This window comes from Stenotrophomonas sp. yr243, assembly GCF_900184195.1.
Classification (GTDB): Bacteria; Pseudomonadota; Gammaproteobacteria; order Xanthomonadales; family Xanthomonadaceae; genus Stenotrophomonas; species Stenotrophomonas lactitubi.
In genome coordinates this window covers 605,295-618,340 of sequence record NZ_FXWT01000003.1, presented here as the reverse complement: position 1 = coordinate 618,340, position 13,046 = coordinate 605,295, and the positions used below count along the sequence as shown (strand labels likewise).

At 64.8% G+C, this 13,046-nt stretch carries 9 protein-coding genes; 4 read left to right on the top strand and 5 right to left on the bottom strand.

Annotation, left to right across the window (positions count from 1 at the left end; translation table 11 throughout):
• Positions 1–101: 101 nt before the first annotated feature.
• Entirely contained in the window at positions 102–2,429 is a 2,328-nt protein-coding gene (locus QOL57_RS15625; RefSeq protein WP_244900703.1) for a ribonucleoside-diphosphate reductase subunit alpha, read from the bottom strand.
• Between the two features lie 481 nt (positions 2,430–2,910).
• Here QOL57_RS15625 and QOL57_RS15620 point away from each other — a divergent pair, with 481 nt between their 5' ends.
• Both QOL57_RS15620 and QOL57_RS15615 read left to right on the top strand, forming a co-directional pair.
• Positions 2,911–3,888 (top strand): zinc-binding dehydrogenase, encoded by a 978-nt coding sequence (locus tag QOL57_RS15620; protein ID WP_089235898.1) that lies wholly within the window; start codon positions 2,911–2,913, stop codon positions 3,886–3,888.
• Positions 3,889–4,110: 222 nt separating this feature from the next.
• Positions 4,111–6,732, top strand: coding sequence for a TonB-dependent receptor (locus QOL57_RS15615; RefSeq protein WP_089235899.1), 2,622 nt, complete (start codon positions 4,111–4,113; stop codon positions 6,730–6,732).
• Between the two features lie 129 nt (positions 6,733–6,861).
• On the opposite strand, the gene betT is transcribed toward QOL57_RS15615, so the two are convergent.
• Positions 6,862–8,841 carry a choline BCCT transporter BetT gene (betT, locus tag QOL57_RS15610; RefSeq protein WP_089235900.1) on the bottom strand — a complete coding sequence of 660 codons (1,980 nt, stop codon included), beginning with the start codon at positions 8,839–8,841 and terminating at the stop codon, positions 6,862–6,864.
• A 161-nt stretch (positions 8,842–9,002) separates the two neighbouring features.
• The gene (locus tag QOL57_RS15605) at positions 9,003–9,383 is read right to left on the bottom strand and encodes a VOC family protein (RefSeq protein WP_089235901.1); all 381 of its coding nucleotides are present in this window, start codon (positions 9,381–9,383) and stop codon (positions 9,003–9,005) included.
• A gap of 158 nt (positions 9,384–9,541) precedes the next feature.
• Here QOL57_RS15605 and QOL57_RS15600 point away from each other — a divergent pair, with 158 nt between their 5' ends.
• Positions 9,542–11,212, top strand: a complete 1,671-nt coding sequence (locus tag QOL57_RS15600) for an ATP-binding protein (RefSeq protein WP_089235902.1) — start codon at positions 9,542–9,544, stop codon at positions 11,210–11,212.
• A gap of 67 nt (positions 11,213–11,279) precedes the next feature.
• Here QOL57_RS15600 and QOL57_RS15595 read toward each other — a convergent pair whose 3' ends face one another.
• Both QOL57_RS15595 and QOL57_RS15590 read right to left on the bottom strand, forming a co-directional pair.
• A complete protein-coding gene (locus tag QOL57_RS15595; protein WP_089235903.1) occupies positions 11,280–11,600 on the bottom strand; it encodes a multidrug efflux SMR transporter in 321 nt (106 codons plus the stop codon).
• Positions 11,600–11,953, bottom strand: coding sequence for an SMR family transporter (locus QOL57_RS15590; RefSeq protein WP_089235904.1), 354 nt, complete (start codon positions 11,951–11,953; stop codon positions 11,600–11,602). Before QOL57_RS15590 ends, QOL57_RS15595 begins: the two co-directional genes overlap by 1 nt.
• A 161-nt stretch (positions 11,954–12,114) precedes the next feature.
• On the opposite strand from QOL57_RS15590, the gene QOL57_RS15585 reads away from it, so the two are divergent.
• Positions 12,115–12,966, top strand: a complete 852-nt coding sequence (locus QOL57_RS15585; RefSeq protein ID WP_089235905.1) for a LysR family transcriptional regulator — start codon at positions 12,115–12,117, stop codon at positions 12,964–12,966.
• Positions 12,967–13,046 lie beyond the last annotated feature (80 nt).

Sequence of the window (13,046 nt, the reverse complement as noted above, 5' to 3'; positions counted from 1 at the left end):
CCTGCAGAGGTAGCGCCGGGCCATGCCCGGCGGAATGTACGGTGGCCGCGCGGTGCGCTCGCCGGGCATGGCCCGGCGCTACCGCGGCTGGGGCGCAGCGATCAGCTCGAGCACCACTCGCATTCGCTGATGTCGATGTCGTTGGAGCGCACGTAGTAGGTGGTCTTCAGCCCTTCCCGCCAGGCACTCAGGTGCAGCTCCAGCAACGTGCTGGCGCGGATCGTGCTCGGCACGTAGAGATTGAAGCTGATCGACTGGTCGACATGGCGCTGGCGGCGCGCGTTCTGCCGCACGCTGGCGAACTGGTCGACCTTGTAGGCGCCCTTCTCGTAGTACGGCCAGGTTTCCAGCGACAGCCCGGGCGCAGCCACCGGCCGCCGGAAGTCCTTCTTTTCCTCGTAGTAGAACGCGCTGTAGATCGGATCGATCGACGCGGTGGAACCGGCGATCTGTGCGGTGCTCATGTTCGGCGCCACTGCCAGCAGCCAGCCGTTGCGCAGGCCGTTCGTCCCCACCTCGCGTGCAAGACTGTCCCAGGCAGCGCCGCTGTAATCGCGGTCACGGAAATAGTTGCCGTTGTGCCAGTCGCTGCCGGCGAACATCGGGTAGCTGCCCTTCTCCCTGGCCAACTGCGCGCTGGCCTGGATGGTCAGGAAGTTGATGCGTTCGAACAGGCGATCGGACAGTTCCTCGGCCTCGGGCGATTCCCAGTGGATCGCCTGCTGTGCCAGCAGGTGATGCCAGCCGAACGTGCCCAGGCCGATGGCGCGGTACTTGCGGTTGGTGATGGTGGCCTGCGGCACCGGCAGCGCATTGAGATCGATCACGTTGTCGAGCATGCGCACCTGGATCGGAATCAACCGCTCCAGCACATCCGTGGCCAGCAGATCCTCTGGGGCGGTGATGGCACGGCCCAGGTTGATCGATGACAGGTTGCAGACCACGAAGTCACCGGCACGGCGGGTGGTGACGATCTGATCGCCGCTGACGATCTCCTGGATCATCCGCGTCGGGCTCATGTTCTGCAGGATCTCGGTGCACAGGTTGCTGGAATAGACCATGCCCGCGTGCTTGTTCGGGTTCTTCCGGTTCACTTCGTCGCGGTAGAACAGGAACGGATTGCCGGTTTCCAGCTGGCTGAGCATGATCCGCTTGAACAGGTCGATCGCCTTCACCGTGCGGCGGCTGATGCGTTCGTCGGCCACCAGTTCGGCGTAGCGGTCGCGGAAGCTGCCCTGCCCGCGCTTCTCGTCGTAGAAGTCCTGCAGGTACCAGCCCTTGGCCTGCTTCACCTCGTGCGGATCGAACAGGTACCAGTCGGCACGGCGCTCGACCGCCTCCATGAACAGATCGGGCACGCAGATCGCGGTGAACACATCGTGCGCGCGCAGGCGCTGGTCGCCGTTGTTCAGGCGCAGGTCCATGAAGGCTTCGATGTCGCGATGCCAGATGTCCAGGTACACCGCCACCGCGCCCTTGCGCTGGCCGAGCTGGTCGACCGACACCGCGGTGTTGTTGAGCTGCTTGATCCATGGCACGACACCGCCGGACGAGTTGGGTACGCCGCGGATCGGCGCGCCACTGCTGCGCACGTACCCCAGGTACGCACCCACACCGCCGCCGTGCTTGGACACGCGGGCGATATCGGTGTTGGAGTCATAGATGCCCTGCAGGCTGTCATCGACGGTATCGATGAAGCAGCTCGACAGCTGGCCACCGACCTTGCCAGCGTTGGCCAAGGTTGGCGTGGCCACCGTCATGTACAGGTTGGACAGTGCCCAGTAGGCCTCGCCCACCAGCTGCATGCGGCGCACACGGCCGCTCTCACCCGGCCCGCCCTCGTTCTGCATCAGGTACAGGGCGATGGTCAGCCAGCGTTCCTGCGGCAGCTCATACACCTCGCGGCTGCGGTCGGTGGCCAGATAGCGTGTGGCCAGCAGGTACAGGCCGTTGTAGGCGAACAGACGATCGCGCTCGGGGTCGATCATCTCGCCGGCCTGCTGCAGCTCTTCCTTCGAATAGCAGCGCAGGATGTCGTTGCTGTAGACGCCGCGGTCGGCCAGGCTTTCCTGCAGGCCCACGAAGGAGCCGTACTTCAGGCTGACGTCGTAGAAGCGGTTGCGGCTGGCGCGCTTGTACAGCCGGCGCAGGTACAGGCGTGCGGCGAACTGCTCCCATTCGGGTGCGACAAGATCGACCCGCGATTCCGCTTCGCGGATCAGCAGATCCACCAGATCATCGGCACTGATGCTGGGCTTGCGCTCGACCATCGCCAGCACCACGCGGCGGTAGTCGGCCACATCCAGCTGCGGCAGCTCGGCGTGGATGGTATCGATGCTGCGCAACAGGCGTGCCGCATCGTACGGCAGGCGTCGGTTGCCGGCTTCCTTGGTGATCCAGGTCGGCACGCGCTCGCCGCTGGCGCGCATGGCGTCGCCGGCGCCGGCCAGGTCGGCCACGCGGAAGGTACTGTCGGTCATGGTGGTGGAACTCCAGGCTCGTACGCGCGTCGGCGCCCGATGCCATGGCGGCCCTGCACGCGATACCGGCGCGCGGAGCGAACGGGTGAAGCGCCAGGGTGCAGGAACGTAGGTCGTCGGCATCTGCCTGCGCCTGCGGCCGGTATCCGGGCCGTGGGGGCGACCTGCGTCCGCACGATGGCGGCCGCGTCGACACGGCAAGCCTTCAGGGGCGGGCCGCGGGACGTTTGCTGCATGTCCGGCGGCGGCGGCTGACCGGGAGTGACAGCCACAACATAGTGGGGATGTTCCGAACCGTCAACACAAGATGCAGTAATCACGTCATGTCGCGACCATCGGTCGCAGGATGCCGTGTTGCACCTCCATCACCTTGTTGACGCCGCACACGTCCCCAGTTCGGTAGCACATCAACTTTTCCGGAACACCGCTCATGCGCGCTGCCCAGTACTCCTCCTTCGGCGACCCGGCCGACGTCCTTGCCGTTGCCGACGCCGCACTGCCCGAACCCGGCCCCGGCGAGGTGCGCATCCGCACTGTGCTGGCCTCGATCCACAATCACGACCTGCTGACCGTGCGTGGCCTGTACGGCTACAAGCCGACGTTGCCGGCGATCGGTGGCAGCGAAGCACTGGGCGTGGTCGATGCGCTCGGCGAGGGCGTCGATGGCCTGCAGATCGGCCAGCGTGTTGCCGCTGCCTCGGTGCATGGCACCTGGGCAGAAGCCTTCATCGCGCCGGCGCGGATGGTGATCCCGATGCCGGAGTCGATCCCCGACGAGATGGCCGCACAGCTGATCGCCATGCCGCTGAGCGCGCTGATGCTGCTGGAGTTCCTGCGCGTCGAGCGGGGCCAGTGGGTCGTGCAGAACACCGCCAACGGTGCCGTCGGCAAATCGCTGGCGATGCTGGCAAAGGGACGCGGTGTACATGTGGCCAACCTGGTGCGCAACGCGGATGCTGTGGCGCAGCTGCAGGCACTCGGCATCGATCACGTGTTCGATACCTCGGTGGACGGCTGGAAGGACCGCGTGCGCGAAGCCACCGGCGAAGAACAGGCGGCGGCTGCAGTCGATTCCATCGGTGGCGATGCCAGCGGCGACCTGGTCGACCTGCTCGGTCACCACGGCACCCTGGTCTCGTTCGGCGTGATGAGCGGCGAGCCGATGCGCATTCCCGCCGGTGGCCTGATCTACAAGGAAGCCACGGTGAAGGGCTTCTGGGGCAGCAAGGTCAGCCAGGCGATGGCGGTGGAAGACAAGCGCAGGCTGGTTGGCGAGTTGCTGAAGCGTGCGGCCGGCGGTGAACTGACCCTGCCGGTGGAGCGGATCTTCGCCCTGGACGACATCGCCCAGGCCGCAAAGGCCGGCGCTGGCTCGGGTCGCAATGGCAAGGTGCTGCTGCGGCCTTGATGGTCTCCGGGTCGGATCCCTTTCCACAAGGAAAGGGCTCTGACCCGTCAGGAGCGTGCGGACCAACGGTCCGCACCCACCGGAGCACAGGCCACTCCACCAAGGGCGCTGACTTTCGTTAAGAACCTGTGATGTATAACTGAATGCGCTTTCGTCATTGGAAGGCGCACAGGCCCGCGTGCGGTACTGACGGCTCCTCCCCCGTTTGGCGTAGTCGCTTCCATGTATCGCACCACCCTGCTTTCCAGCGCGGTCGCGCTGGCCATCGTCACCGGCACTGCCGGCGCCGCTGAAACCGCCGATACCGGCAAGGACAGCACCACCCTCGGCACCGTGCTGGTGACCGGCTCGAACATCAAGCGCAGCGACACCGCCGGCCCCAACCCGGTGCAGATCGTCACACGCGAGCAGATCCTGCAGACCGGCCGCTCCACCCTTACCGACGTGCTGCGCAACCTGTCGGCCAACGCCGGCAACAGCTTCGACGAGCAGTACACCGGCAGCTTCGCTGCGGGCTCGGCGTCGATCGGCCTGCGCGGCCTGTCGCCGAAGAACACGCTGGTGCTGGTCAATGGCTACCGCGTGGCCAACTTCGGCTTCGCGCTCAACACCCAGGACACCTTCGTCGACCTCAACGCGCTGCCGATCAGTGCGGTCGAGCGCATCGAAGTGCTGAAGGATGGTGCCTCGGCGGTGTACGGCTCGGACGCCATCGCCGGCGTCATCAACATCATCCTGCGTCGTGATTTCCAGGGCGTGGAGGTCGGCGGCGGCTTCGGCACCGCCACCCAGGGCGGCCTGAACGAGCGCAAGGCCAACCTGCTGGCCGGCTTCGGTGACCTCGAACAGCAGGGCTGGAACGTGCTGTTCGGGCTGGATCTGCTCAAGCGCGACCGCCTCGATGCTGACCAGCGCGCGTACACCCGCGACGGCGATTTCCGCGACAAGCCCGGTGGCCGCCTGGCCGGCTGGTCCACCGCTGGCGGCAACACGCTGGCCAACCCGCGCGCGCCGCAGCCGTTCTCGTCCTGCCCCGATGGCAGCGAGCTGCGTCCCTACAGTGACTTCGGCAGCACCCTGCCCGGCCAGGCCTGCGCCTTCAACGCGCAGCCGTTCAAGACCTTGCAGCCCGGCGCCGAGCGCCTGCAGGCATCGTTGAGCGCGACCTACCGCTTCAATGACAGCGTCGAAGCCTTCGCTGATGTGCTGTACAGCCACAACAAGGCCGACCAGATCTTCAGCGCGCCGCTGACGGTCGGCCCCGGCCTGCGTGCCTACAATCCCGCCACCGGCACGTTGACCGATATCGCCGCCGTGCTGCCGGTCGGCCATCCGAACAATCCGGGCAGCGCGCCGCTGCCGTTCGAATACACCTTCTTCGATCTCGGCCCGCGCCTGAAGGACAACACCCAGGTGTTCTACCGCGCCCTGGCCGGCGTGCGTGGCACCGGTGAACGCTGGGACTGGGAAGTGGCCGCACTGACCTCGCAGAGCGCGCAGCGCGAGTACGTGGACAACTTCGTGGATCGCTACGCCTTCCAGCAGATCCTGCGCGATGGCAGCTACAACTTCCTCGACCCGTCCAGCACGCCGGGCGCACTGGATGACCTGCGCCTGCAGACCAAGCGTTCGGGCTGGTACAAGCTGCACTCGCTCAACATCAAGGCATCGACCTCGTTGTGGGAACTGCCGGCCGGTGCGATCGGCTTCGCCTGGGGCGCGGAATTCCGCAAGGAATCGCTGGACGCGCGCACCAGTGCGCAGGTGCTGTCTGGTACCGAGCTGCGCCCGGCGATCAACATCGTCGACGGCGAACGCCAGGTCAGTGCCGCCTATGCCGAGTTCAGCGTGCCGCTGCATCGCACGCTGGAGCTGCAGGTTGCCGGCCGCGGTGATCACTACGATGACTTCGGCAAGGCGTTCTCGCCGAAGTTCGCGCTGCGCTGGCAGCCGCTGGACAGCCTGCTGCTGCGCGGCTCGTTCTCGCGTGGCTTCCGTGCACCGTCGCTGCCGGAGATCGCACCGGGGCAGACCATCAGCTACGGCTCGGTGGTCGATCCGTTCGATCCACTGCAGCCCGGCGGCAGCCGTGGTGTGACCAACCTGCGCACCGGCAATCCGGACCTGAAAGCCGAACGCTCGCGCAACCTCAATGTCGGCGCGGTGTGGTCACCGGATGCCGATTCCAGCATCGGCCTGGACTGGTACCGCATCGAACAGGACAACCTGGTCAAGCCGGACAGCGCGCAGTTCATCGTCAACAACCCGGACCTGTTCCCCGGCCGCGTGCAGCGCGATGCACAGGGCCGCATCCAGATCATCACCAACCAGTACGCCAACCAGGGCGAACTGACCACCTCGGGCATCGACCTGGAAGCCAACCGCACCTTCCGCACCGATGGCTGGGGCAACTTCACCGTGGCCGGCAGCTGGACCCACCTGCTCAGCTTCAAGCAGCCGCTGGTGGCTGGACAGGCGCCGTATGACGGCGCCGGCAACAACCGCCATGGCGCCCTTCCACGCACGCGCGGTACCACCTCGTTGAACTGGGCAGTAGGTGACTGGAGCAGCACGCTGAGCCTGCAGTACGTGAGCGGCTATGACCAGCGCGTGGCCACCGCCACCAGCAATCCGGGCCTGCGCGACAAGGTCAAGCCCTACCATCAGCTGGACCTGTACGTGGCCTACGAGGGCATTCCGAAGACCACGCTGTCACTGTCGGTGCTGAACCTGACCGACAAGGACCCGCCGTTCGATCCGGCCGGCGGCTCCAGCGGCTTCGACATCAGCCAGTACAACCTGCGCGGTCAGTTCGTTTCGCTGGGCGCGCGCTACCGGTTCTGATTGCCGCTGTAGAGCCGAGCCCACGCTCGGCTCTTCCGTCGGAGCCGAGCGTGGGCTCGGCTCTACAGGGATGTGCGGACCAACGGTCCGCACCCACCAAAGGCAAGGGCCATGCCCGGCGTTGCTGCATCAACGGCTCAGGTGCAGGAACTGCAGGTGCCGTTCGTACTGGCTGATGATGTCGTTGATGATCTGCTTGCGATTGTAGCCGACCAGGTCGTAGTCCTGGCTGCCCTCGTACAGATGTACTTCGGCGCGGTAGTAGCGCTGGTTGCGCAGCTGCTGCGCGGCGAAGGACGGGGTCAGGTAGCCACTGAGGATCACCCGGTACAGGAAGTCCTGCTGCTCGCCGTGGTTGACCGACAGTTCCATGTCGCCCGCTTCGAAGCGCGTCTGCACGTCCCAGCCCTGCTCACCCAGCTGCTCGGCCACCGCCTCCATCGCCGGCTTCACCGTGTCGTCCATGAAGCGGTACACCTGGTCGCGCACCGGGAAGTGCATGGCCTGGGTCAGGCGCTGGCGCCAGCCCTGGTGGTGGCGATCATCGCCGATCAGCGGCGATGGCCTGAACTGCTGCGCGCGCTTGCGGTGCGACTCGTCACTGAAGGCACGGGTCAGGCCCCACATCATCAACAGCAGCACCGCAGAGAACGGCAACGATGCCAGCACCACCGCGGATTTCAGCGCATCGATGCTGCCGGCCAGCAACAGGCCGGCGGTCAGCACCGCGATCACCGTGCCCCAGAACACGCGCAGCCAGCGCGGGCCATCGTCCTCTGGCGCACCGCCGTGCGAGGACAGTGTGGACAGCACCACCGCCCCGGAATCGGCCGACGTCACGAAGAAGATGAAGCTGACCAGCACGGTCACCCCGATCACCGCCTTGCTCCACGGGTAGCCATCCAGCAGCGCATACAGCACCGTCGGTGGATCATCCACCGCCAGCTGCGCCAACTGCTGCTGGCCATGATGCAGCACCTGGTCCAGCGCGCTGTTGCCGAAGATCGACAGCCACGCCAGGGTGAAACCCAGCGGAATCAGCAGCACGCCGAACACGAATTCGCGGATGGTGCGGCCGCGCGAGATGCGCGCGATGAACAGGCCGACGAACGGCGCCCAGCCGATCCACCAGGCCCAGTAGAACACCGTCCAGCCGCCCAGCCATTCCGGACGGCCACCATAGGCGTACACGTCGAAACTCTTGCCTACCACGCTGCCCAGGTAATCGCCCAGATTCTGCATCAGCGTGCTGAGCAGGTACTGGGTGGGGCCGGCGCACAGCATGAACAGCACCAGCGCGATCGCCAGCAGCATGTTGATGTTGGCCATCCAGCGCACGCCCTTCTCCACCCCGGACACCGCCACTGCGACGGCCGCGCCCATCATCGCCACCACCAGCAGGATCTGCACCAGGTTGGAGTGCGGCACATTGAACAGGTGCGACAGGCCGGCGTTGAGATGCAGCACGCCGAAGCCCATGTCCGCACCGATGCCGAACACCGTGGCGACGATGCCCAAGGCATCGACGGTGTAACCGATCGGGCCGTTGATGCGCTTGCCGATCAGAGGATACAGCGCCGAGCGCAAGGCCAATGGCAGGTTGTGCCGGTAGGCGAAATAGGCCATCGCCATCGCCGCCAGCGCGAACACGCCCCAGCCATGCAGGCCCCAGTGCAGGAACAGCAGCTGCATGGCCTGGCGTGCACCGGCCTCACCCGCTGCGCCATCGCCCTGTGGCGGCTGCAGGTAGTGGGTCAGCGGTTCGGAAACGCAGAAGAAGAACAGGGTGATGCTGATGCCTGCAGCGAACAGCATGCCGGCCCAGGAGAGGTAGCTGAACTCCGGTTCGTCATGATCGGCGCCGAGCTTGATGCCACCGTACTTGGACAACGCCACGCCGACCACGAACACCAGGTACAGGGTCATCGCCAACAGGTAGTACCAGCCGACGTTGAGCGCGGCCCAGTCCTGCGCCTTGACCAGCAGGCGACCGGCGCCGAGTGGGAACAGGCTGACGAACAGTGCGAAGGCAACGACGACGATCGCCGCGAAGGCGAAGACGGGCCGCAGGGTTCGCACCGGCTGATGTTGAGGCTCCAGTGCTTCCATGGGCAGCCATCTCCGGATCGATCAGAAAGTAAGCCGGCGGATTCTGGATGAACAGCAGTGGACACAGGATGAAGTCGTGGCACCGCGCAGGCATGATCCTGCCCCCATCCGTGTTACTCGCGCGCCTGCACGTCGCGCGCGCCGCTCCGGCCGCTCCGGCCTTACTGCATCACATGCACGGCGCACAGCTTGTTGCCGTCCGGATCACGCAGGTAGGCCAGGTACAACTGGCGCCCTGCCTTCTGCCGCACGCCAGCCGGGTCTTCCACCGCAGTACCGCCATGGGCCACGCCCGCTTCCTGCCAGGAATGCACCGCCTGTGGGTCGGCCAGCGCAAAGCCAATGGTGCCGCCGTTGGCGTGGCATGCCGCCTGGCCATCGATGGGCGGAATGACCATGAACATGCGTCCATCCTTGATGTAGACCAGCTTGCCCTCGTCATCGAACACGCCTGTACGGCCGCCGACGGCGGTGAACAGCGCATCGTAGAAGCGACGGGAGATCTCCATGTCGTTGGTTCCGACGGTGATGTGACTGAACATGCGGGCACCCCGTTGCGGGAAAGCCCAAGTGTCGGCCAGTCTGCCGTCGCTCGCAACGGCACGCGGGCATGACCAAGCATAGCCGGCCCGACAAATGCTGATAATCTTGGACTTTACAAACCATCGACAAATGACAGACAAGCGGCAAGGAGGCCCAAGTGGATAGCGTATTGATCAGCACCGAGGCGCATTCACAGCTGGCCGATCAACTGAGAGCGGCTCTGCTCAGCAAATCTGTTCGTGCGATGTCTGTGTCCGGACCATGGGGGACGGGGAAGACACACTGCGTTCGGTCGACGCTCAAGGCGAACAGGCGGGAAGCGGCGTTTGCCTCGCTCTTCAGCGTCAAGAGCATCAGCAACCTGAAACTGACCCTGCTCGACAACATCGTCGCCGAACAGGGAGGGATCCGCGGATGGCTGGCGAGAAGGACGAAGGCGGATCGCGATGTCTATGGCGCAGCCATTGAAAAGCTCTATTCCGGAGCGGCCATTGCCAATGATCTTGCGTTGATCGCCTTCAGGAGCGCCGTCCGCGGAAAAGTGATCGTTCTCGATGACCTTGAACGAAAGCATCCTGATCTGGATATCGACGAAGTCGCTGGCTTCATCGACGAGCTGATGGAACTCAGCGCCTGCCGCGTCATTCTGATAATGAACAGCGAGCGGCTGACAGATCACTCCAAGTGGATGAAGATCCGCGAGAAGATAATTGACCGGGAGTTGTTCTACTCTCCAACCCCGCAGGAGTCCACGGCCATCGCACTTTCCGGCCATCTTCTGGCTGAGGTTATTACACCACTAATCACTGGTTGCGGCATCACCAATATCAGGGCGATCAGGCGGATAGCACTGGAAATTGATTGGCTGGGCGAGAAGAAGTATCCAGAGGGCAAGCCGCTTCGGGAATTCCTTGCGTCATTCGTACTCATGATGGGCGCCAATCTTCACGCATTGGGGCAGCAAGGAGTAATGGCCAAGATCGATCCCGACCGGACCGGCAGCATCAAGCGGCATGATCAATTCAGAAGCGCATGCAGCACACTGCTCATCGACCCAGACAACGAATTCATCGAGAGCATTGATCTTTTCCTTCGCACTGGCGTCATGCCCAGCGAGCACATAGCATCGGTGCTGGACAGAAGGCTCAAGACCGAGCGCGTCAGCGACCTGCAATTCGAATCCATCGCGGTTCGAAACGATTACTTCTGGGATATCGACTGGAGCGACGATAAAGCACTGGAGTATTGCTTGGAATTGTGCATGGAATCGGCCAGTTGCGGTGATCCGCACCTTCTCAGCCACATATTGCAGACGCTGGAACTGATCGGAGGCCAGGAAGCGCTGCAATCAGCTTCGTCGGCCCTGTCAACTTTCAGATCAACGCTGGAACGGCAACCCCGCGAATTCACCCCGCAGAACTACCACCCGGCGGTCCTGGGCATCCTGAAGTCCCTGCAGCCCCCGACCCCGGCAGGGGCCGCAACACCGCCAGAAGTGAAAGACGACAGGATGCACGGCCTTGCTGCCGGAGGGTTCGCATACGCCTCAGTCCTGAACCTCTCGACCACCCAAGCGTCTTTCCTTGAACAACTTGGATCCATGGACGCTGCGGATATGCGCTATGTCGTACCTGCGATGCTGAACAGGTGCGGGAATATCATCTCCAGTCGCGAACATCCAGATCTGGAGGCAGCGCAGGCTTTCCAGGGCGCGTGCACTCAATACGTCCGTGACAATCCCCAGTCAAAACGGGCGCGCCTGATCAATGCCGCGATGAGGGGCGATTATCCTGCAGGGCAATCGGAGTCCGCCCGTAACGTTGACTGAAGTGGGCGGATCAATTCCACCGCAACTGCGCCATGGAACTGAAACGGACAGCAGCACCAGAACGAAATCACGCGGTACTCAGCAGCAACACCGCCACAGTGACCAAGCCAATGCCAACCCAACCAATCGGGCGCAGGCGATTGCCAAACAACAGGCGACCGCAGGTGGCCGTGCCGATCACGCCGATCGCGCCCCACATCGCATAGGCGGTGGCCAGGTCCATGTAGCGCACGGCCTGGCCCAGCAGGGCGAAGGCGATCCAGACCAGCACGATGGCGCCGACACCCCAGCGCCAGCGACGGAAGCCATCGGACTTGGCCACCATCATGTTGGCGGCCACATCGATCAGCGCAGAGCAGATCACGAAAAACAGGGCCATCATGTTCATCAGTGCGCCTCCCCGAGAGTGACACAGACGATGCCGACTACCGCCAGCACCAGACCGGCCAGCTGCTGCAGCGACAGACTCTCGCCGAACACGCTGATGCCGACCACGGTCAGCAGGGTCAGGCCGAGACCTTCCCACACCGCATAGGCCACGCCGACGGCGATACGGCGCACCGACAGCGCCAGGAAGTAATAGGACAGCGCCAGCGCACCGGCCATGATCAGATAACCGGTCCAGCCGCCATCGCGGGCGGCATGGGCCATGAAGGACGTGCCGACCACTTCGGCGACGATCGCCACGGTCAGGCAGGCCCAGGCGACGAAGGCGCCACGGGCGGGAACAGTACGGGACATGTGAAGCTCCTTGCGGGACAGGGACCGCGCCCCGTCATCAATAGATCCACGCCGTGCGTGGATGATCCGGAACGCCCCCGCAGACAGGGGCGACGGTGGCCAGTATCATCGCCTTTTACGGTGGTATCAAAATGGATTCCATCTACAGGAGCGATGGATCAATGCCCTATTCTCCCGAATCCCTGCAGGCCTTCGTCGAGGCCGCCGCGCTGGGCTCGTTCTCGGCGGCCGCGCGCCGGCTGCGCAAGACCCAGTCCACGGTCAGTACCGCCATCGCCCACCTGGAAGCCGACCTGGGCATGGTCCTGTTCGATCGCAGTGGCCGCTACCCGCAGCTGACCGACGCCGGCCGGCAGGTGCTGGGTCACGCGCAGGAAATCCTCGCCGCCGACGCGCGCCTGCAGCAGCTGAGCGTGCGCCTGGCCGCACCCGTGGAGCCACGCCTGACCGTGGTGTTCTCCGATGTCTACCAGCTCGATCCGGCGCAACGTGTGCTGCAGCGGTTTGCCGAGGCATTTCCGGAGATTGAACTGGAATGGCTGGATGCCGAAGGACGGGACGTGCTGGAACTGGTTGATGCTGGCCGCGCCGGGCTGGGACTGCTGCCGCGCCAGGCGCAGTACCCCGATGCGCTGGTGGCCCAGCCCCTGGCCCACCACAGCGAACTGGCGGTGTACGTGGCCAGCGACCATCCGCTGGCGCAGGCCGGCGTGCGCGCGGCGGCGCAACTGGCCCGGCACCGGCAGGTGCGGCTGAGCGCGCAGGTCGACCACGCGCCGCCGATCAGCGGGCTGGCATGGACTGCGTCGGACTACCTGATGGTGATGGAGATGGCCGAGGACGGCATCGGCTGGGCCGAGCTGCCGCGTGCGCTGGTGCAGCGCTACGACCGTGGCCGCCTGCTGGAGCTGCGCGTGCCTGGCTGGCCGCGCCGCATCCACAGCGACCTGGTGTGGCGGCGCGATACGCCGCCGGGGCCGGCGGCATTGTGGTGGGCCGAGGCGTTGGGGTGATGCTTCAACGGCACCCCATCCACGCATGGCGTGGATCTACTGCACCCTGAATTGCCGCATCCACGCATGGCGTGGATCTA